Source organism: Halomonas alkalisoli (assembly GCF_021412585.1).
GTDB lineage: Bacteria > Pseudomonadota > Gammaproteobacteria > Pseudomonadales > Halomonadaceae > Halomonas > Halomonas alkalisoli.
Genome location: NZ_JAKCMI010000044.1, coordinates 153,219 through 174,254 on the forward strand (window position 1 = coordinate 153,219; position 21,036 = coordinate 174,254).

At 65.4% G+C, this 21,036-nt stretch carries 18 protein-coding genes; 13 read left to right on the forward strand and 5 right to left on the reverse strand.

All coding sequences use genetic code 11. The features are described from left to right. Window position 1 precedes the first annotated feature (1 nt). From rpoS to LY622_RS20770, 5 genes are all read left to right on the forward strand, one after another. Complete coding sequence (gene rpoS, locus LY622_RS20750) at window positions 2-985, forward strand: RNA polymerase sigma factor RpoS (RefSeq protein WP_234292767.1); 984 nt, start codon at window positions 2-4, stop codon at window positions 983-985. A 137-nt stretch (window positions 986-1,122) separates the two neighbouring features. After that, entirely contained in the window at window positions 1,123-2,580 is a 1,458-nt protein-coding gene (locus LY622_RS20755; protein WP_234292632.1) for a TolC family outer membrane protein, read from the forward strand. Between the two features lie 164 nt (window positions 2,581-2,744). Beyond that, window positions 2,745-3,866 carry an alanine racemase gene (gene alr / locus LY622_RS20760; protein ID WP_234292633.1) on the forward strand — a complete coding sequence of 374 codons (1,122 nt, stop codon included), beginning with the start codon at window positions 2,745-2,747 and terminating at the stop codon, window positions 3,864-3,866. Between the two features lie 86 nt (window positions 3,867-3,952). Further along, on the forward strand, window positions 3,953-4,867 hold the full coding sequence (lpxL, locus tag LY622_RS20765) for an LpxL/LpxP family Kdo(2)-lipid IV(A) lauroyl/palmitoleoyl acyltransferase (RefSeq protein ID WP_234292634.1): 915 nt from the start codon (window positions 3,953-3,955) through the stop codon (window positions 4,865-4,867). Between the two features lie 143 nt (window positions 4,868-5,010). Beyond that, window positions 5,011-5,169: a DUF1328 domain-containing protein gene (locus LY622_RS20770; protein ID WP_234292635.1), complete on the forward strand. Its 159-nt coding sequence runs from the start codon at window positions 5,011-5,013 to the stop codon at window positions 5,167-5,169. 138 nt (window positions 5,170-5,307) lie between these two features. Here LY622_RS20770 and ettA read toward each other — a convergent pair whose 3' ends face one another. The 4 genes from ettA to LY622_RS20790 all read right to left on the reverse strand — a co-directional run bounded on the left by ettA (window position 5,308) and on the right by LY622_RS20790 (window position 9,336). Continuing rightward, entirely contained in the window at window positions 5,308-6,969 is a 1,662-nt protein-coding gene (ettA, locus tag LY622_RS20775) for an energy-dependent translational throttle protein EttA (protein WP_234292636.1), read from the reverse strand. Window positions 6,970-7,077: 108 nt separating this feature from the next. Continuing rightward, window positions 7,078-7,287 carry a PA3496 family putative envelope integrity protein gene (locus tag LY622_RS20780; RefSeq protein WP_234292637.1) on the reverse strand — a complete coding sequence of 70 codons (210 nt, stop codon included), beginning with the start codon at window positions 7,285-7,287 and terminating at the stop codon, window positions 7,078-7,080. Between the two features lie 191 nt (window positions 7,288-7,478). After that, on the reverse strand, window positions 7,479-7,913 hold the full coding sequence (locus LY622_RS20785; protein ID WP_234292638.1) for a PAS domain S-box protein: 435 nt from the start codon (window positions 7,911-7,913) through the stop codon (window positions 7,479-7,481). Window positions 7,914-8,019: 106 nt separating this feature from the next. Continuing rightward, entirely contained in the window at window positions 8,020-9,336 is a 1,317-nt protein-coding gene (locus LY622_RS20790; protein WP_234292639.1) for an MFS transporter, read from the reverse strand. A 56-nt stretch (window positions 9,337-9,392) separates the two neighbouring features. On the opposite strand from LY622_RS20790, the gene LY622_RS20795 reads away from it, so the two are divergent. Together LY622_RS20795 and LY622_RS20800 are read left to right on the forward strand one after the other, a co-directional pair. Continuing rightward, window positions 9,393-9,662, forward strand: coding sequence for an Rdx family protein (locus LY622_RS20795; protein ID WP_234292640.1), 270 nt, complete (start codon window positions 9,393-9,395; stop codon window positions 9,660-9,662). Then, window positions 9,659-10,561, forward strand: coding sequence for a DMT family transporter (locus LY622_RS20800; RefSeq protein ID WP_234292641.1), 903 nt, complete (start codon window positions 9,659-9,661; stop codon window positions 10,559-10,561). Before LY622_RS20795 ends, LY622_RS20800 begins: the two co-directional genes overlap by 4 nt. 25 nt (window positions 10,562-10,586) lie before the next feature. Here the strand turns inward: LY622_RS20800 and LY622_RS20805 are convergent, their stop codons facing one another. Then, entirely contained in the window at window positions 10,587-11,288 is a 702-nt protein-coding gene (locus tag LY622_RS20805) for an arylesterase (RefSeq protein WP_439649605.1), read from the reverse strand. Between LY622_RS20805 and LY622_RS20810 the strand changes: the two genes are divergently transcribed. The 6 genes from LY622_RS20810 (at window position 11,287) to LY622_RS20835 (ending at window position 21,035) form a co-directional block, all read left to right on the forward strand. Beyond that, on the forward strand, window positions 11,287-12,003 hold the full coding sequence (locus tag LY622_RS20810) for an ABC transporter ATP-binding protein (protein WP_234292642.1): 717 nt from the start codon (window positions 11,287-11,289) through the stop codon (window positions 12,001-12,003). The two genes, LY622_RS20805 and LY622_RS20810, sit on opposite strands and share 2 nt — an antisense overlap. A 47-nt stretch (window positions 12,004-12,050) precedes the next feature. Continuing rightward, window positions 12,051-14,573 (forward strand): ABC transporter permease, encoded by a 2,523-nt coding sequence (locus tag LY622_RS20815; protein ID WP_234292769.1) that lies wholly within the window; start codon window positions 12,051-12,053, stop codon window positions 14,571-14,573. Between the two features lie 131 nt (window positions 14,574-14,704). Further along, the gene (locus tag LY622_RS20820; RefSeq protein WP_234292643.1) at window positions 14,705-16,120 is read left to right on the forward strand and encodes a hypothetical protein; all 1,416 of its coding nucleotides are present in this window, start codon (window positions 14,705-14,707) and stop codon (window positions 16,118-16,120) included. A gap of 277 nt (window positions 16,121-16,397) precedes the next feature. Further along, window positions 16,398-17,663 carry a serine hydroxymethyltransferase gene (glyA, locus tag LY622_RS20825; protein WP_234292644.1) on the forward strand — a complete coding sequence of 422 codons (1,266 nt, stop codon included), beginning with the start codon at window positions 16,398-16,400 and terminating at the stop codon, window positions 17,661-17,663. A 184-nt stretch (window positions 17,664-17,847) separates the two neighbouring features. Beyond that, the gene (locus LY622_RS20830; protein ID WP_234292645.1) at window positions 17,848-19,641 is read left to right on the forward strand and encodes a type I secretion system permease/ATPase; all 1,794 of its coding nucleotides are present in this window, start codon (window positions 17,848-17,850) and stop codon (window positions 19,639-19,641) included. After that, complete coding sequence (locus tag LY622_RS20835; RefSeq protein WP_234292646.1) at window positions 19,638-21,035, forward strand: HlyD family type I secretion periplasmic adaptor subunit; 1,398 nt, start codon at window positions 19,638-19,640, stop codon at window positions 21,033-21,035. Before LY622_RS20830 ends, LY622_RS20835 begins: the two co-directional genes overlap by 4 nt. The last annotated feature ends 1 nt before the right edge of the window (window position 21,036 follow it).

Sequence of the window (21,036 nt, forward strand, 5' to 3'; positions counted from 1 at the left end):
CATGCTTGAGCGGGACCTTCAGGACGTTAATCTAGAGGATGTCACCGAGGCCGAGCAGGAGCTCGAAGGCGGTGAAGCCAGTGAGGAGAGCGTTGCCAGGGATGAGGAGGCGTTCGAGAAGGCGCTGAGTCGTGAGGACAAACACTATCATCACAGCCTCGATGCCACCCAGATCTATCTCAACGAGATCGGCTTCTCCCCCCTGCTGACCCCGGAGGAGGAGGTCTATTTCGGCCGCCTTGCCCAGAAGGGCGATCCTGCCGGCCGATCGAGGATGATCGAATCCAACCTGCGCCTGGTGGTCAAGATCGCCCGGCGCTACCTCAACCGTGGCCTGACCCTGCTCGACCTGATCGAGGAGGGCAATCTCGGCCTGATCCGCGCCGTCGAGAAATTCGATCCCGAGCGCGGCTTCCGTTTCTCCACCTATGCCACCTGGTGGATCCGCCAGACCATCGAACGGGCGCTGATGAACCAGACGCGCACCATTCGCCTGCCGATTCATGTGGTCAAGGAGCTCAATATCTATCTGCGGGCGGCCCGGGAGCTGACCCAGAAGCTCGATCATGAGGCCACCGCCGAGGAGATTGCCGAGCACCTCGACAAACCGGTGGAGGCGGTCAAGAAGATGATGGGGCTCAATGAGCGCGTTTCGTCGGTGGACTACCCGATGGGCGGCGAGAGCGACAAGCCGCTGATCGAGACCCTCGCCGATGATAACGATCAGGGCCCCGAGTCGAGTCTGGTCGACGTCGATGTCAAGCAGCATGTCGACGACTGGCTGGCGGAACTGACCGAAAAGCAGACGGAGGTGGTGATCCGCCGTTTCGGCCTGCGCGGGCACGAGGCCGCCACGCTGGAAGAGGTCGGAGACGAAATCGGCCTGACCCGTGAGCGGGTACGCCAGATACAGGTTGAAGCGCTCAAGAAGCTGCGTCGGGTACTGGAGAAGCAGGGCCTGTCCATGGACTCCATCTTCGAATAGCGCTTATGCTCCGGGATGGGTCGCTGGCCCGGCAGGCGGCCCGTTCCGGCCAGTTCGTACCATGGGTGCGCTACGGCGCATCATTGTCGCGCCTTGCGGTTTTCCGGGCGCGTCTTGTCGTTAAGGGAACATCGACCATGTCTCGCCCAGCCTCATCACGTTGCTTGCGCAAGCGCTGGATTGCCGCGTTTGTCACTCTTTCAATGGCCGGCAGTGCGCAAGGCGCCGACCTCTGGACCATTGCCCAGGATGCCCTCGAGAACGATGCCGAGCTGGCTTCCGTCCGCTCCGGCTTTCTGGCGACCGAGGCCGCCCGGGACGTGCAGCGCGGTACCCTGCTGCCGCAGATTGCGGTCGGGGGCAACGTCAGCCATTCGCGAATCTATTCAAGCGCTGCCCAGGGCCAGGAAGGCGTGCCTGAAGGCGGCGTGCCGGGCGAAGTGGCTCCGCGAGACGACACCATCAATAGCGTCGGGGTGAGCCTGGAGGCCGAGCAGGCGCTCTATGATCCGACGCGGCAGGCTCAGCTCGCCCGGGCCGAGCGGGAGATCGACCGCGATGCCGTGTCACTGGACGTGGCCAGGCAGCAGCTGCTCTTCAATGTGGCCGACGCCTATTTCGAGATTCTGCGGGCCCATGACATCCTGAGCGCCCGGCGGGCCCAGGAGATTGCCATCAGTCGCCAGCTGGAGCAGGCCCGCGAACGTTTCGAAGTGGGGCTGATCGCCATTACCGACGTGCACGAGGCCCAGGCCTCCTACGATCTGGCGCGCGCTCAGCGCATCGCGGCAGAAAGCGCCATGCAGGTCAGCTTCGAGGCGCTGGAGCGGCTGACCGGGCACCGCTATGACAGCATCGATGCCCTGGATGACGATATCCCCATCGTGCCGCCCGAACCGGGGGATCGCGAGGACTGGGTGACGCTCGCCATGGACAACAGCCCCATGGTGCTGATGGCACAGGCGGGCATCGAAGTGGCCAGGAGCCAGGTGGAAATCTCCCGTGCCGGACAGCGTCCGGTGGTCTCGGCCTTCGCCACTTATGGCTGGTCGGACAGCGACCGTACCGGGACGAACCACAACTCCGAGAGCCAGGTCGGGGTGCGTGCCAGCTTGCCGCTCTATACGGGCGGATCGACGGAGGCGCAGATCCGCCAGAGCGGCTTTGCCCTGGAGGTCAGTCAGTATGACTTCGAGGCGCAGCGGCGCGATACCATCCAGCAGGTGCGCTCGCTGTTTACCCGCGTCAACAACGACGTGGAGACCGTCGAGGCTCGCCGGCAGGCAATCGTGTCCAACCAGAGCGCCCTGGAGGCGACGCGTTCGGGTTACGAGGTGGGCACGCGAAATATCGTCGACGTGCTCAATGCCGAGCAGAGCCTGTTCAATGCCATCGCCGACCATGCCGAAGCCCGCTATGACTATGTGCTGGGTCTGCTGCAGCTACAGCTGCAGGCGGGGCTGCTTGGCGCGGACTCCATCCAGGCCGTCAATGCCTGGCTCTCCGATGAGGAGAGCGTCTCCCTGGAGCTGCCGGACGAAGCCAATGACAATCCGGTCATGAACATCGGTGAGCGTCCCCGGGCGCCTTCGTGAAGACTGACTGGCATGATGATTGATCGGCATTAAGATAAACTGATATTTTATTGAATTTTAGAATTACCCATAAAGAACCACCGATAAATCGGTGGTTCTTTTCGTGATTATGGCAATGATATAGAGGATAATTCGGCGTCACTGCTTCTCGTGAGGAGGTTTTCATGGCAAGACCCCTGGTCGCCGATATCGACCTTGACGCCCTGCGTCACAATTACTGCCTGGCTCGCGAGCTGGCACCCCACAGCCGGGCGCTGGCAGTGATCAAGGCCGACGCCTACGGCCATGGCAGCGTCGCCTGTGCAGCGGCGCTGGAGTCCCTGCCGGCCGGCGTCAGGCCGCCTGCCTTTGCGGTTGCCAGCATCGAGGAGGCCGAGGCGCTGCGCCAGGGCCATATCGAAGCGCCGATCGTACTGCTCGAGGGTATCTTCGAGGCGGCCGAACTGGCCCGCGTCGAAGCGCTTGGCCTGTGGCTGGCGGTGCATAGCGAGTGGCAGGTCAAGGCCTTGCTGTCGCATCGCCCGGCCCGGCCGATCCCGGTGTGGCTCAAGGTCGACTCCGGCATGCATCGCCTGGGATTCACGCCACAAGAGGCCATCGATGTCTGGAAGCGCCTCACTGAGAGTCCTGAGTGCGTCACCGCGGTGCAGCTGATGAGCCACTTCGCCACCGCCGACGCCGTCGATGCCGCCTATTTTCACCAGCAGCTCGCCTGCATGCGAGAGCTGGCCCAGCGTCTCGACGCGCCGCTGTGCCTGGCCAACTCGCCGGCGACCCTGGCCTGGCCCGAAGCGCATGGTGCCTGGGTGCGCCCAGGGGTGATGCTGTACGGCAGCGATCCCCTGGAGGTCGCCAGCGACGCGACGCGACGCCTGAAACCGGTCATGACGCTGCGCTCGGAGATCATCGCCATGCGCGACCTGAAGGCGGGCGAGGCAGTCGGCTATGCCGGCCGCTGGCAGGCGCCGCGGCCGTCGCGTATCGCGGTGGTGGCCTGCGGCTATGGTGACGGCTACGACCGCCACGCCGTGGATGGCACGCCGGTACTGGTGGCGGGACAGCCCGCCGGCATAGCCGGCAAGGTTTCCATGGACATGCTCACCGTGGATGTCACGGACATTCCCGAGGCCGGCATCGGCACCGAGGTGGTGCTGTGGGGGCAGGCATCCAACGGCAGGGTGCTGTCGGTGGATGAGGTGGCGCGTCATTGCGACACCATCAGCTATACCCTGCTTACCGGCGTGCTTCCGAGGGTGCCGCGCCGCTATCTCGGTCTCGGCGCTTGAAGGGGCAATGACCGCGTTGGCGACGGCTCGCCTGCACGGCTTCAGCGGGCGCGGTATGATGCGCCTTTTGATCGAGTGGAGCTTGTATGTCCAAGCGTAACTGGCCCGCCTCCTTTGCCCACCCGCGTTTCTGGCCCGCATGGCTGGCCATCGGTGCCATGCGAGTCGGCGCCTGGCTGCCCTGGCGGTTCAAGCTGGCGATTGGGCGCGGGCTCGGTCTTCTCGCCTGGTGGGCGGTGCCGCGCCGTCGTCATATCGTCGATACCAATCTGCGGCTCTGTTTTCCCGAGCTGAGTGACGCCCAGCGAGACAAGCTGGCACTCGATACCTTCAAGGCGAACGGCATCGGTATCCTTGAGACCGCCACCGGTTGGTGCCGTGATCCCAGGCACCTGCGCCACCGGGTCACCTACAAGGGGAGGCACCACCTGGAGCAGGCCCAGGCCAGGGGCAAGGGGGTGCTGATCGTGGGCATTCACTTTTCCACACTGGACCTGGGCGGGGCCCTTCACTCGCTCTATTTCGACTCCGATGCTGTTTATCGGCCACACAACAACCCCTTGTTCGATCGCTTCATGACCCAGGCGCGCAAGGATATTTTCGGTGAGACGATCGATCGGCGCGATCTGCGAGGCATGGTGCGCCGCCTAAAGGAGGGGCATATCGTCTGGTATTCGCCCGATCAGGACTTCGGTCGGGACGTCAGCGTCTTCGCTCCGCTGTTTGGTGTCGAGGCGGCGACCATCCGGCTGACCGCCAAGATAGCCCGGATGACCGGGGCGCCAGTGGTGCCCTTGATGTTCCATCGCAACCCCGACAACCGTACCTACACCATTGAATGCCACCCGCCGTTGGACGACTTTCCCAGTGGCGATGAAGTGAGTGACGCGACACAGGTCAATGCGTTCATCGAGCAGGCGATAAGTAAGCACCCGGAGCAGTACATGTGGTTGCACCGCCGTTTCAAGACCCGTCCCGCCGGGGAGCCGGGGCTCTATTGAGGGAGACGAGGCACACGGGATCAGGCGTTGGTTACATGACCTGACGGGCGGTAACTTGACGATTCCGTCAGTTGACGCAAGGCTGATGGACACCCAAAAGGAATTTTCGGCGCCACGGCGTCAAGAAGGCCAAGGAGGTCATCATGCTCGGCAACGCCATGTTGTTCCTGATCATTGCCATCATCGCCGGTGTTCTCGGTTTCAGCGGTATCGCCGGTGCGGCTACCACCATCGCCCAGATCCTATTCTTCCTGTTTCTGGTGCTGTTCATCGTCTCGTTGATCACCGGTAGGCGACCATGACGGACGATATCGGCCAAGGTTTTACTATTCGCTGAGTCGCCAGGAAGGCTGCATCGCCAGTAGCCGGGGAATATCTATCCCCAATGACACGAGGCCTCGCCATTCGGCGAGGCCTCGTCGATCAGCTCCAGCGCACTATCACGCGTCGATACGCTTGTACTTCATGCGATGGGGGGTGTCGTTGCCGACACGCTTGCGGTGATCCGCTTCGTAGTCGGTATAGTTGCCCTCGAAGAAGACCACCTGGGAGTCGCCCTCGAAGGCGAGCACGTGGGTGGCGATCCGGTCGAGGAACCAGCGATCGTGGGAGATCACCAGGGCGCAGCCCGGGAAGGCGAGCAGGGCTTCCTCCAGGGCGCGCAGGGTCTCGATATCCAGATCGTTGGAGGGCTCATCGAGCAGCAGCACGTTGGCACCCTGCTTGAGGGTCTGGGCCAGCTGCAGGCGACCGCGTTCCCCGCCGGAGAGGTCCTTGAGAAACTTCTGCTGATCGTTGCCCTTGAAGTTGAAGCGGCCGACGTAGGCCCGCGAGGAGACCTCGTAGCCGTTAATGTTGAGAATGTCCTGTCCGCCAGAAACCGCTTCCCATACCGTCTGCTTGTCGTCCAGGGCATCGCGCAGCTGTTCGACGTAGGCGATCTCGACGGTATCGCCGACGACGACCTCACCGCCATCGGGCTGTTCGCTGCCATTGATCAGCTTGAACAGCGTCGACTTGCCGGCACCGTTGCCGCCGACGATGCCCACGATGGCGCCCTTGGGCACGGTGAAGCTGAGGTCCTCGTAGAGGAGCTTGTCGTCGAAGCGCTTCGATACGCCGTGGAATTCGATGACCTTGTCGCCCAGGCGCGGGCCGGGTGGAATATAGATCTCGTTGGTCTCGTTACGCTTCTGGAAATCGCCAGACTGCATCTCCTCGAAGCGATTGAGGCGCGCCTTGCTCTTGGCCTGGCGGCCCTTGGCGTTGCTGCGCACCCACTCCAGCTCGTGCTTGATCGCCTTCTGGCGCGAGGCCTCCTGCTTGGCCTCCTGCTCGAGGCGCTTCTCCTTCGATTCCAGCCACTGGGAGTAGTTGCCCTCGAAGGGAATGCCCTGGCCACGGTCGAGCTCGAGAATCCAGCCCGCCACGTTGTCGAGGAAATAACGGTCGTGGGTGATGGCCACCACGGTGCCGGAATAGTCGTGCAGGAAGCGCTCGAGCCAGGCCACGGATTCCGCATCCAGGTGGTTGGTGGGCTCGTCGAGCAGCAGCATGTCGGGATTGGAGAGCAGCAGACGGCACAGCGCCACGCGGCGGCGCTCGCCCCCGGAGAGGTTGCCCACTCTGGCGTCCCAGGGCGGGAGCCGGAGCGCCTCGGCGGCGACTTCCAGCTTGCGCTCCAGGTTGTGGGCATCGGCGGCCTCGATGATGTTCTCGAGCCGCGCCTGCTCGCTGGCCAGGGCGTCGAAATCGGCATCCGGCTCGGCGTAGGCGGCGTAAACGGCATCGAGCTTGGCCTGTGCGTCCTGGATCTCGCCCAGGGCTTCCTCCACGGTCTCGCGCACGCTCTTCTCGTCATCGAGCTGCGGTTCCTGGGGCAGGTAGCCGATGTTGATGCCGGGCATGGGGCGCGCTTCGCCCTCGTGCTCCTTGTCGACGCCGGCCATGATGCGCAGCAGGGTCGACTTGCCGGACCCATTCAGGCCCAGCACACCGATCTTGGCGCCCGGGAAGAAGGAGAGCGAGATGTCCTTGAGAATCTGTTTCTTGGGGGGTACGACCTTGCCCACCCGATTCATGGTGTAGACGTATTGCGCCATGGAATTCCACTGGGTTGAGGGTTTCAGTGGCCACGATGATAGTGGCCAGGCAGGGCAAAGGCCAGCGTTGCGCCGGCCTTTGCTGCGGGATGGTGGTCAGTCGTGGGGCTACTCGTCCTCTTCGTCGAGCAGCATCCAGTCGTCCTCGATGGCGCGCTTCAGTCGACGCTCTTCCAGCAGTGCCTCGACGCGGCGACGGGCGCGCAGGGTCTCGTGTCGGCTGGCGGCCCGGGGACGGGCGTAGTCGTCATCGTTGACGGCTTCGAGGAACTCCTGCTCATCCTCATGAGAATCGTTGATCAGGGGGTCTTGGCTCATGTGACATCCTCCATGGCCCGATGACGACCGACTCGACGGTCGACTCATCACAAGCATTCGCTTCGCGTCCGAAGCGACGGACCAGAAGCGCCATGGGTGCCGATATGTCGGCACCTGACGGCTATATATATCCGTCCGGCGCCGAGAGCAAGTCCTGATCGATGTTTTTTTGACCTGACGGGGGCATTGTCTCAGGAGCGGCCGTATTCGGCCTTCAAGCGCTCGAGCTCCATCTGGGTCTCGACACGCTCGGTGACGTCTTTCTGCACGCCAATGTAATAGGTGAGCTTGTCCTCTTCATCGTACAGGGGCGTGATCGACAGCTCATTCCAGAACAGGGTGCCATCCTTGCGATAGTTGCGCAGGACCTCGCGACAGTGGCGTCCCTCCTTGAGGGCCTTGCGGATGTTGGCAAGGCCAGGCTGGTCACGATCCTCTTGCTGCAGGAAGCGGCAGTCTTGATAGAGAATCTCGTCTGCGCTGTAGCCGGTGAGTCGTTCGAAGCCCTTGTTGACATAGATCAGGATGTTTTCATCGCCCTCCTGTTCGGCGACGACGATGCCGTCCACCGAGGCATCGATGATGCGCTCGAGCAGTTCCGGGCTGATCAGTGGGGATCGTTTCATACAAGGCGTTCCTGTCTCGGGTCCTGGCTATCGGCTAGCCGACAACGGCTCGTTTCGATGATATATCATGGCCAGCCCGGGGCGCGTTGACAATCTTTACCCGTGGTTACCGCTCTACATCGGGCAGCTTGCTGGCGCTGAGCGCCGCTGCCAGTGCCATCGTGGCGAGAAACATCAGCAGCCAGGTGGTGCCCAGCCACTGGGCGAGGGCGCCCGCCATGCCGCCTGTCAGCAGCATCAGCGCGCCGGTGATGGTGTTGGAAAGGGCCACATAGAGTGCGCGCCGGTCTGCCCCTGCCATGTCGACGATATAGGTCTTGCGCCCCAGGCGGACGCCGGCATGCACGATCACCAGCAACGCATAGACCATGGCATAGGGCCAGACCGTGTTCGTCCAGGCACCGGGTAGCCAGGCGAAGCTGGCGCCCAGCAGGCAGCAGGCCGCCGCGCCCAGGCCGGTGTCGCGCATGACCGTGCGGCTGGATGCATCGGAGCGCTTGCCCCAGACGGGGCTTGCCACCATGCCGGCAACGCCGGAGACCACGATGAGGATGCCCAGTCCGCCAAGTTCGGTGCCGCTCTGCTGCTGGCCCAGCAGCGCCACGTAGGGGAGTGCCAGGGCGCTGGCAAGCAGCAGCGCTCGGGAGAGATTGAAGTGCAGGAAATTCCGATCGTCGCGCAGCAGGCGTAGCCCCAGCTTGATGCTGTCCCAGGCGTTCTCGCCGCCCTCCACGGCCCCCGGCGTTTCCCGAATGCACGCCGCGCACAGGGCATTCAGCCCCCAGCCTAGCGCCGCCACGCCAAGCAGCACGGCCAGCGCCAGCTCGCCGGGGCGATCTTCGAACAGGATCAGCACCAGGCCCGCAACCAGGGTTGCGGCGCCGGCCACGCTGCCGCTCCAGCCCAGTAAAGTACCGCGACGGCCCTTGGCAATGGTCTTGCCCAGCACGTCCTTGGTGGCAATCGACGAGAGCCCCCTGGCCAGTGACAGCGCCACCAGCACGACCAGGACCAGGGCGCCGCCAATGGCACCGCTGCCGAACAGGGCGAGCAGTGCCAGTGCCGCGGCGGCCAGGGCCTGCAGCGCACCGCCGACCGCCCAGGCCCACTTGCGCTCCGGCTTGAGTCGAATGAAGCCCGCCACGAACAGCTGCGGCAGCAGGGCACCCGATTCGCGGATCGGGACCAGCAGCCCGACCATCCACAGCGGGGCCCCGATCACACCGAGCAGCCAGGGGAGTACCAGGCGGGCGCTGGAGAGCTCGTCGGCGAGCTTGTTCCCCAGCGATGCGAACAGGTGCAGGAAGAAGTTGTGGGGCTGTTCGTCACATGCCTCGTCGGGAATGTCACGACACATCCGGCTGTCCTCGTCACCGGTCAACCATTCGTAGAGGCGGGTTTGACTGATCTCGCGTTCAGCCATGCAGGCTCCTTGGCTGTTATCATCGGAGCCATCATTGTTGCGACAGGGAGGCCGACATGTCACGTATCCGCATCCACTACTGCACCCAGTGTCAGTGGCTGCTGCGCAGTGCCTGGCTGGCCCAGGAGCTGCTTTCCACCTTCGGTGAGGACCTCGAGGAGGTGGCGCTGGTGCCGTCCCATGGCGGTTATTTCGAGATATTCTTCGACGATGATTCGCTGTGGGAACGCAAGCGAGACGGCGGCTTCCCCGACAGCAAGCAGCTCAAGCAGCGGGTCCGGGACCGGCTCGATCCGGGGCGCGATCTCGGGCATGTCGACCGGTGAGGGCGGCCGAACCGAACCGCGATCGCCAGGCGATACTGTTTGGTCTTGGCGCCGTGGCGTTATGGTCCACGGTGGCCACGGCGTTCAAGATTGCGCTTGCCTACATGTCGCCACTGGAGCTGATCTGGCTCGCCTCGCTGGTTTCCTGGGCGCTGATCGGCGTGCTGATGGTGCGCCAGGGCCGGCTGGGGCAGGCATTGTCGCAGGGGTGGCGCACGGCCGCCTGGGCGGGGTTGATGAACCCGGTGGCCTACTATCTCCTGCTGTTCGGCGCCTATGATCGGCTGCCGGGCCAGGAGGCCATGGCGCTCAACTATACCTGGGCGCTGGCCATGGCCTTCCTGGCGGTGCCGATTCTCGGCCAGCGCCTGACCCGGATCGACATCCTTGCGGGCCTGATCGCCTACGCCGGCGTCTGGGTCATCGCGACGCGGGGGGCGGTCTTCGACGTCGCCTTCGCCGATCCCCTCGGGGTAGGCATGGCGCTGGCGTCGACGCTGCTCTGGGCTCTCTACTGGTTGCTCAATGCCCGCGATCATCGCCCGCCGCTGGTCGCCCAATGGCAGAACTTCACCGTCGCGCTGCCGGTGCTCACCCTGCTGATGCTGATCGGCCCCGGTTTCTCCTGGCTTGGCTGGAAGGGATTGGCAGCGGGGGTCTATGTGGGGCTGTTCGAGATGGGCGTCGCCTTCGTGCTGTGGCAACTGGCGGTACATCGGGTATCGCGTACCGCCAGGGTGTCCAACCTGATCTTCCTGTCGCCGCCGGTATCGCTGCTGCTGCTGTTCCTGGTGGTCGGTGAGCCGATCCTGCCCTCCACCCTGGTGGGGCTGGTGCTGATTCTCGGTGGGCTGGGGCTCCAGCAGTGGCAGAAAAGCCCGGTGCCGGCGACGTCGTGAGAGGCTGCTTGTGCACAGGCCCTGGTCAGCCGTCGGACAAGGAACCAGCTACGCCGTTGCGCTCCAGCAGCGGCAGGAGCTCGGGCCATACATTGTCGAGGATGATCGGTTGGGCAAGGGGTGTCGGGTGAATACCGTCGGACTGCATCATGCCCTCTTCCAGGGCCACCCCGTCGAGCAGGAAGGGGAGCAGGGCCAGCTCGTAGGACTCGGCGAGCCGGAAGAAGACACCGGTAAAGGCATCGCGGTAGGCCTGGCCGTAGTTCGGGGGGATGTCGATGCCGAGCAGCAACACCTCGGCGCCGGCCTGGCGGCTTGCCTCGATCATGGCGCCGAGGTTGGCCTCCAACTGGTTCGGCGGCAGGCCACGCAGGCCGTCGTTGCCGCCCAGCCCGAGCAGAACGATGTCGGGCTCATGCTGTCCGAGTAGGTCGGGAAGTCGGCTCGCGCCGCCACTGCTCGTCTCACCGCTGATGCTGGCATTGACCACATCCGCCTTTCCGTCGAGACGCGCTTCCAGCAGACTGACCCAACCTTCATCCTGCTCGATGCCGTATGCGGCGCTGAGGCTGTCGCCCATGACCAGCAGCGTCGGGGAATCGTCGGCAAGTGCCGCCGGTGAAGCAGCGAGTGCCATCAGGCCCAGCACGCAGGCACCAAGGCCGTGGCGCCAGCGCTGGCCCAGGTGATCGGAAATAGACAGCAGCACAGGGATACCTCTAGACATGTCAGACTCCTCGAGAACCAGCTCATCCACGATTCTACACGCCCGTGGACTGGGCAAGCAGGTAACCAGCGGCGAACGCCCGCTGACCATTCTGAGTGCCCTTGACCTCGAAGTGTTCCCTGGAGAGTCGCTGGCGATCCTCGGGGCCAGCGGTGCCGGCAAGTCGACCCTGCTGGGACTGCTGGCCGGGCTCGACCAGCCCACCAGCGGCGAACTGACCCTGTTCGGCGAGTCGCTGGCGAGCCTCGACGAGGATGGCCGCGCCGGCCTGCGCGCCGGCAAGGTGGGCTTCGTGTTCCAGAACTTCCAGCTGCTACCGACCCTCACGGCGCTGGAGAACGTGCTGCTGCCGCTGGAGTTGGCGCCACTTCCCGATAGCGAGCAGCGCGGCCGCGACTGGTTGGCTCGGGTCGGCCTCGGCGAGCGGCTCGACCACCTGCCCAAGCAACTCTCCGGCGGCGAGCAGCAGCGCGTTGCCCTGGCCAGGGCCTTCGTCACCGAACCGCAGCTGGTCTTCGCCGACGAGCCCACCGGCAACCTCGATCATGCCACGGGCGGGCGCATCATCGACCTGCTGTTCGCCCTGAACCGCGAGGCGGGCACCACCCTGGTGCTGGTGACCCACGACTACGCCCTGGCGCGGCGCTGCGATCGCTGCCTTCAGCTGGAAGAGGGGCGACTAATGCCACTGGTGCTGGACGAGGTGGGGGCATGAACGACGCTGTCGGCACCGCACCAGCCCAGCCCGAGGCGCGCCGCGGGATGGGTGCCCTGGCCCTGTCGCTGCGCGGCATGCGCCGTGACCTGCGCGCCGCCGACGTGCGGGCGCTGTTCGTGGCGCTGGCCCTGGCGGTGGCGGCTTCGACCATGATCGGCTTCTTTCTCGACCGTCTGGAGCGTGGCCTGGAACGCCAGGCCGGGCAACTGCTGGGCGGCGACCTGGTGCTCGAGCAGGCGCGGCCTTTCGAGGATGCCCTGCGACAGACGCTGCAAGAGGCCGGGCTGACCCTGAGCGAGCAGGTCGGCATGGTCTCCATGGCCAGCCACGAAGATGCCTTCCAGCCGGCCAGCCTCAAGGTCATCGACGACAATTACCCCCTCTACGGCGAGGTCCATGTCGACCGGGGGGCGGGTGTCGAGCGGCTCGCGCGCGGTCCTGCGCCGGGCGAAGCCTGGCTGGCGCCACGACTGGCACAGCTGCTGGAGGTCGATCTCGGCGATCGGGTGCAGGTAGGCCAGACCCACCTCGAGGTCACCGCCCTGGTCGAGCGCGAACCCGACCAGTCCGGGGGGTTCGCCAATTTCAATCCGCGCCTGATGATGCATCAGGCCGATATCGAGGCGAGTGGCCTGGTACAGCCCGGCTCCCGCATCGAGTTCTCGCTGCTCACCCGGGGCGCGCCGAGTGAGGTCGATGCGGTGCTGCCACGCTTGCGGGGGTTGACTGCCGATGGCGTCGAAGTGCGTGACGTCCGGCGCGATCGTCCGCAGCTGGGCAATGCGCTGTCGCGGGCCGAACAGTACCTGAGCCTGGCCGGGCTCGCCGCGGTGCTGCTGGCCGGGGTGGCGGTGGCCATGGCCACGCGGCGCTACGTGGAGCGCCATCTGGATACCGCGGCGCTACTGCGCTGCTTCGGGGCCACCCAGCGTCAGTTGACCCAGCTGTTTGCCCTGCAGCTGCTGTGGCTCGCCCTGGCTGCCTCCATGGTGGGGGCGCTGCTGGGCCTGGTCGGCCAGGCCGGGTTGCTGTGGCTGCTCACTGCCTTCCTGCCCATGGAGCTGCCGCCCCCCGGCCCGCTGCCGCTGCTGCTGGGCGTATTGACGGCGCTGGCGGTGCTGGTCGGCTTCGCCGGGCCGACGCTGCTGCGCCTCAAGCGCGTCAGCGCGCTCAAGGTGCTGCGTCGCGAGCTCGATCCGCTGCCCGCCTCGGCGTGGCTGGTGGTGGGGGTGGCCAGCCTGGTGTTCGGCGGCTTGCTGTGGCTCTATTCCGGCGACCCGCAGCTGGCCTTCGGCCTGCTGGTGGGCGGCCTGGTGATGCTGGTGCTGCTATGGGGGCTTGGGTGGCTGCTGCTGTCACTGGTGCTGCGCCTGGTGGCACGGATGCCGTCTGCCGGTGGTGGCAAGCGTCAGGCGCTGCGCCTGGGGGCGCGCCAGCTGGCGCGGCGTCGCAGCGCCAGCCTCGGTCAACTGCTGGCCTTCTCGGTGACCTTTGCCGCCATGGCGATGATTGCCCTGGTGCGCGGCGACCTGTTGAGTACCTGGCAGGACCAGTTGCCCGAGGACACGCCGAACTACTTCGCCATCAATATCCAGCCCGGTGAGCGCGACGCCTTCATCGATACCCTGGACGATGCCGTGGACGAGCGCACCACCCTCTATCCGATGGTGCGCGGGCGCATCACGGCGATCAACGACCAGGCCCCGCGCGATGCGGTGCCGGCCGATGCCCGCGGCGACGGTTCGCTGCGGCGTGAACTCAATCTCACCTGGCGCGAGACGCTGCCGGTGGGCAACCGCCTGGTGGCCGGCCAGTGGTTCGACCGGTCACCCACGCTTGCCGAAGGCCGGGTGCCGATCTCGATAGAGGATGGTCTGGCCGAGCGGCTGGGGCTGGGGCTGGGCGATAGCATGTCTTTCACCATTGGTGGCGAGGAGATCGTCGGCGAGATCACCAGCCTGCGCGACCTGGACTGGGACAGCTTCCGCCCCAACTTCTTCGTCATCTTCCCGCCGGATGTGCTGGAGGGGTTCGGTCACAGCTATATCACCGCCTTCCACCTCGACCGTGAACGCGACGACATCAGCAGGGCGCTGGTTCGCGAGTTCCCGGGTGTCTCGCTGCTCAATGTCGAGGCGATCCTCGGCCAGGTGCGCGAGCTGCTGACCCAGGTGACCCGGGCGGTGGAGTTCGTGCTCGGCTTCGTGCTGTTGGCCGGTATCAGCGTGCTCTACGCGGCCCTTACCGCCAGCCGTCCGACCCGTGCCCACGAGAGTGGCTTGCTGCGCGTATTCGGTGCCGGTGACCGCCTGATCTCGCGAGTGCAGGGGGCCGAGTTCGCGATCCTCGGCTTCGCCAGCGGGCTGATGGGGGCGCTGCTTGCCGAGCTGGCCGCGGCGGGAATCTATCTTGCCTGGTTCGACCTGGCGCCACGTATCCACTGGGGGCTATGGCTGACCCTGCCGCTGGGCGGCGCGCTGGTGATCGGCGTGATCGGCCATGCGCTGTCGCGCAGCGTGCGCCGGCAGACGCCGATGGAGAGCCTTGGCCTGCTCGGTGAAGCGTGAATGAAGGCGTTGGCGGGGCATTGACCGACCCCGGCGGCAAGGGAGGCCGATGGGCGTTTTTCTGGTTACACTATGTAAAGGCGGCGGCCGTACGGCACGCTGTTCTTTCTTTCACATAGGAGGTGACGTCGATGAATGCACCATGTCCGGGGGCATCGCGCCTTGGTTCTGCCCTGGTTTTCGCCACGCTGACGGGGGCGTCCGGCGCGGCACTTGCCGACGCAGAACGGCTCGAGACCGAGCTTCGTTCCCTGTTCGGGGGCTACGGCAGCGTCGAGATCGGCGATGTCTCCAGTGCCATGCTGCGCTCCCGCGTCACGGCCAAGGACTTCGTCTTCGAGTCCGAGGAGGGCGAGCGGCTGCTCATCGACAGCTATGAGGTCAGCGGCAACTACGACAGCCCTGACGAGGTCACCCTGAAAGGGGTTCGCATCGAGGACAGCCTGACCGAGCTGATGCTGATGAGCGCGGAGCGTATCGTGCTCGGCAAGCCTTCACGCGCGGTCTTTCCCCTGGACGACAGCCTGGCGCCAGACGAGGTGCGCATCGGCAGCCTGGCGATCGATGGCATCGTGATTGACATGGCCTCGGAGATTGCCGAGGACATTTTCCATGGCACGCCGTTCACCCGCAGCCAGGGTCGCATGACCATCGAACAGGTTCGCGGCCAGTCGCTGGCCCATGACGGCATCGGCATGCTGGAAATCAGCGGCGTGGCGGGCTCGGGGGAGGATCTCGATGAGTTCGGTTCCGGCTCCTTCACGCTGGCTTCCCTGCGCTTCGAAGGCTTGACCGGGCTGGATGTCGACGGTGAGGAGCAGTTGGACTCACTGATCCTGCGTGACTTCGCCATCGAGTCCGATCAGCTGGTCGGCAGCCTGTCGCTGCTGGATGTCGATGGCGACTTCTCCGACGGCGAGGGCGGGGTGCGCCTCGAAGGCTTCCATATGGACCTGGCTCGCATGATCGAAATGGCTCCGGAAGACGAGCGGACCCAACTGCGCATGGCCAGCAACGTCCTGACCGACGGTACCGGTGAGCTGCGCCTCGACGCCGCCTTCCTGGGAAGCTGGAAGGAGGGGAGCGAGCATAGTGTCCTGGTCAGCGACAGCCGTATCGAGCTGCACGATGCGCTGCGCCTGATGCTCGACATCAACCTGCCCGTCGTGCTGCCGAATGGAGTGGAGCCTGCCGATGTCTTTGCCGATGTCGACTGGCTGGAGGCCGCGACCCTGCTGGGGGGCGACATTCGCCTGTCGCTTGCGAATCAGGGGCTCTTCGGTCGCCTGGCCACCCTTGGGGCGGCCATGGAAGGGGTGACCGAGTCGCAGTACATAGAGCAGGCGCGCACCCAGGCCCAGGGGTTCGGCATGATGTTCGGCCCCCAGGTGCAGTCGATCCTGATGGGGCTGGTGGAGCTGCTGGAAGGAACGGCGGAAGAGCTCGAGATCAGTATTGTGCTGCCGCCGGAAAGCAATATGGCCACCTACACGGCCGACCCGCTGGGCCTGCCGGATAAGCTTTCCATGACGGTGGAAACTCGCTAAGGAAACACTGCATAAATGTCTGCGCGGGTAAATCGCTGCGTTGCGCGGTGCTCGGAATCCTCACCTATACCCCATAGGCTCCGGTTCCTGTGCTCCGTGCGCCTTGCGCTTCACCTCGCTCGCCAATTTATTCAGCGCTTCCCTGAAGCTGCAGCAGGGCTAAAGCCTGCATGAGAAATGGTGGTGCTGCCCATGACGGCCTTTCAAGTGAAAGCCGCCATGGGCTGGGGTATCATGGCGCATCCTGATTCTCCCCGTGATGCGAGGTTCCCCGCCGATGTTCAGCCGTGACATGCAGATTGCCGGTTTCGATGATGTCCTGTTCGATGCGATGCAGAAAGAGGTCGCTCGCCAGGAAGCACACATCGAGCTGATCGCCTCCGAGAACTATGCCAGCCCCCGCGTTCTCGAAGCCCAGGGCAGCCAGCTGACCAACAAGTACGCGGAAGGCTACCCCGGCAAGCGCTACTACGGCGGCTGCGAATACGTCGACATCGTCGAGCAGCTGGCCATCGACTATGCCAAGCAGCTGTTCGATGCCAGCTACGCCAACGTTCAGCCCCATTCTGGGTCCCAGGCCAACAGCGCCGTCTTCCAGGCGCTGGTCAAGCCGGGCGACACGGTGCTGGGCATGAGCCTCGACGCCGGCGGCCACCTGACCCACGGTGCCAAGCCCAACTTCTCCGGCAAGCACTACAACGCCGTGCAGTACGGCATCGACGAGAGCGGTCGCATCGACTACGAGGAAGTGGCGAAGCTTGCCCGCGAGCACCAGCCGAAGATGATCATCGCCGGCTTCTCGGCCTACTCCCAGATCATCGACTGGGCCAAGTTCCGCGAGATCGCCGACGAGGTGGGGGCCTATCTGCTGGTCGACATGGCCCATGTGGCCGGCCTGGTCGCCGCCGGCGTCTACCCAACCCCGCTGCCCCACGCCCACGTGGTCACCACCACCACCCACAAGACCCTGCGTGGCCCCCGCGGCGGCCTGATCCTCTCCAGCGAGGGCGACGCCGAGATCGAGAAGAAGCTGCAGTCCGCGGTCTTCCCCGGCGGCCAGGGTGGCCCGCTGGAGCACGTCATCGCCGCCAAGGCGATCTGCTTCAAGGAAGCCATGGAGCCGCAATTCAAGGCCTACCAGCAGCAGGTGGTCAGGAATGCCCAGGTGATGGCCGGTGTGTTCATCGAACGCGGCTACGACATCGTTTCCGGCGGTACCGAAGACCACCTCTTCCTGCTCTCGCTGATCAAGCAGGGTCTGACCGGCAAGGACGCGGATGCCGCCCTGGGCCGTGCCCACATCACCGTCAACAAGAACGCCGTGCCCGGCGATCCCCAGAGCCCCTTCGTCACTTCCGGCCTGCGCATCGGCACCCCGGCGGTGACCACTCGTGGCTTCGGTGAAGCCGAGTGCAGCGAACTGGCCGGCTGGATCTGCGACATCCTCGACGCCATGGCCAGGGGGGACGACACTACCGCTCTGGAAGCCGAGGTGAAGGGCAAGGTCGAGGGCGTCTGCGCGCGCTTCCCCGTCTATCGCTGAGCCATTCTAGCGCTGATCGTTTGGCCGCCCGAGCTAGTCCGCACCCCGCGCCGTTCTCACGGCGCGGGGTGCGGTTGTTTCATGCACGGAAATCTGTCGCTCCGCCGCTCAGTCTGTTATTTTTCGTAAATATGCTCGGGGGTTGCGACCCCGCGGGCAGTAGCGACGGCGGGGGACGAGCGGCATGGCGGAACAGCGGGGTGTGACGGAGCTGCACCAGGCCTTGAAGGCGTGCCGCGGCTCCTTCCTGTCGGTGGGCTTCTTCAGCCTGTTCGTGAACCTGCTGATGCTGGTGCCGGCCATCTACATGCTCCAGGTCTACGACCGGGTGCTTGCCACTCAGAGCGGCGAGACCCTGCTGATGCTGACCCTGGTGGTGGTCTTCTTGTTCACGGTGATGGGGCTGCTGGAGCTGGTACGCTCACGCATGCTGGTGCGTATCGGCAACCGGCTGGACACACTGCTCAGCGCCCATCTATACCAGGCCATGTTCCGTCGCAGTTTGATCACGGAGGGGCGCCAGTCGGCCCAGCCACTGAGCGATCTCGGCACCCTGCGCCAGTTCTTCGCCGGCAGCGGCCTGTTGGCCTTTTTCGATGCGCCCTGGGTGCCAGTTTACCTGGCGGTCCTCTTCTTGTTGCACCCTTGGCTGGGTCTCTTCGCCACCGGCGCCGCGGTGGTGCTGATGGTGCTTGCCCTCCTTAACGAGAAGCTGACCCAGCCGCTCCAGGCCGCTGCCAACGCCGAGCACATAAAGGCTCAGGAGCTAGCCGGCTCGAACCTGCGCAACGCGGAGGTATTGCATGCCATGGGTATGCTGCCCGCCATCATGGGGCGCTGGGCGCGCCGGCATCGCGACTACCTGGCTGGGCACTCCCGTGCTGCCGACCGTTCCGACACCCTGAGCAATACTTCCAAGACCCTGCGCTTGCTGGCTCAGTCGCTGATTTTGGGGCTGGGGGCTTGGCTGGTGCTACGTGCCGAGCTGACCCCCGGGATGATGATAGCCGGCTCCATTATCATGGGCCGTGCACTGGCACCCATCGATCGAATGATTGGTACCTGGAAGGGCTTCGTGGCCGCTCGGGGAGCCCATGGTCGCCTCCAGGATCTGCTGGTCAGTACGCCCCGCGAGCCCAGCCGCATGGCGCTGCCGGCGCCGAAGGGCGAGATGGTGCTGGAAGGTGTGGCCGCGGCCCCGCCCGGCCTGCGTACGCCGACCCTGAGAGGGATCCAGTTCGCGGTGCCGGCGGGCGTCCACGTTGGCATCATCGGCCCCAGTGCGGCGGGCAAGTCGACTCTGGCCCGCGTGGTGCTCGGTGTCTGGCCGACCCTAGCCGGAACCGTGCGGCTAGATGGTGCGGACATTGAACACTGGAGCCGCGAGGCGCTGGGTCCCCACGTGGGCTACCTGCCCCAGGACATCGAGCTGTTCGACGGCAGCCTGGCCGAGAACATCGCTCGCTTCGGCGCGGTGGACCCAGAGCTGGTGGTGGCCGCAGCCCGCAAGGCCGGCGTTCACGAGATGGTCCTGGCGCTGCCCGAGGGCTACGACACCGTGATTTCGGTCGGTGGGGGAGCACTCTCCGGCGGCCAGCGCCAGCGCATCGCCCTGGCTCGGGCGCTCTACGGCAACCCGGTGATGGTGGTTCTCGATGAACCTAATGCAAGCCTCGACGACTTGGGCGAGCGGGCCCTGGCAGCTGCAATTCAGCGCCTGAAGGTCGAGGGGGTAACGCTGTTTGTGATCAGCCATCGCGTCAGCCTGCTGCGCGGCATGGACCGCCTGCTGGTGCTGCGCGAGGGGCAGATCCACCTCTATGGGCCCACCGAGCAGGTGATGGAGCGCATGCAGGGCAAGCCGGCGCCCCAGGCGCGGGTCGCGCGTGCCGGACGAGCGGCGGTGGTCGGGGCGGCCGGTGGCCGGGGCGGGAACGAGAGGGGCGGCACCGATTCGCCCGGGGAAGAAGCCTCATGAGCGAGCAGGACAAGCGCAGCGTCCCTGCCGAACACCGCGGCGGCGTGCTGGGGCGCGCAGAGATCGACGTCACTCCCGCTACCCTGGAGGGCGAGTACAGCGAGAAGGTGCCGGTCAGCGACAGTGGCTACCGCCGCCTGGGCATGCTGGTGCTGGGGCTCGGCCTGGGCGGCTTCCTCCTCTGGGCCATGACGGCCTCCCTGGCGGTAGCGGTGGTAGCCCCGGGGCACGTGGCGGTGGAGTCCTTTCGGCGCACCGTCCAACACCTGGAGGGTGGCATCGTGCGCGAGATCCTGGTGGCCGATGGCGACCGGATCGAGGCGGGCCAGCCGCTGGTGGTGATCGACGACATCCAGGCCCGCGGCGAGCTTCAGATCGTGCGTGCCCAGTACCTGGTCGGCCGCGCTACCGAGCTGCGCCTGCTGGCGGAACAGCACGGCGCCGAGCGGCTGGAACTGCCCGAGGAGCTCACCGCCAGCGACCTGCCGCGTGTGCAGGAGGTGCTGGCAGTGCAGCAGGCGTTGTTCGCCGCCCGGGGTCACTCCCACCGCGCGACCCTGGAGGCGCTGGACGAGCAGGCCGAGCAGCTGCGTCGACAGATCGAGGGGCTGCAGGAGGTGGTGCGGATCAATGAGCTCCATGCGGCTTCGCTACGCGCCGAGGAGCGCGACCTGCGCGGGCTCTTCGAGAAGGGCATGGTCAACAACCAGCGCCTGCGAGAGGTGGAGCGTGACCGGCTGGAACTCGAGAGCAGTATCGCCAGCCGCCGGTCGGATATCGCGAGGCTCGCCTCCCAAGTGAGCGAGAACCGCATGCAGCGCGAGATTCGTGATCAGGAGTTCCACAAGGAGGTGGGCGAGAAGCTCCGGGAAGCCCAGGCCCGGGTGACCGAGGCCGAGGAGCGCATTACGACCCTGCTGGATAAGGTGAGCCGCAGTACCGTTATCGCGCCAGTAGCCGGCACCGTGGTGGAGCGACGCGTACACTCCATCGGGGACGTAGTGCGCTCTGGTGACCCGCTGCTCGACATCGTGCCGGGAAACGACCGTTTCGTGGTGGAGGCCCGGGTGCCGGACCGCGACGTCAACCAGCTCTACCCGGGCCAACCAGCCGAGATCCGTTTCTCTGCCTTCAACCAGCGTCTGACCAGCGTGATCCCCGCTGAGGTGATCTTCGTCAACGCCGACAGCCAAGTGGATGAGGTCACCGGTGCCCGTTTCTACCGGGTCCGGCTGCGGGTCACCGAGGCGGGCGTTGAGCAGATGGGCGAGTCGATGCAACTGCTCTCCGGCATGCCTGCCGAAGTGATGATCCGCACCGGCGAGCGCACCTTTGCCAGCTATATCGCCAAGCCCATCACCGACATGCTGGCCCGGGCCATCCGCGAGGAGTGAC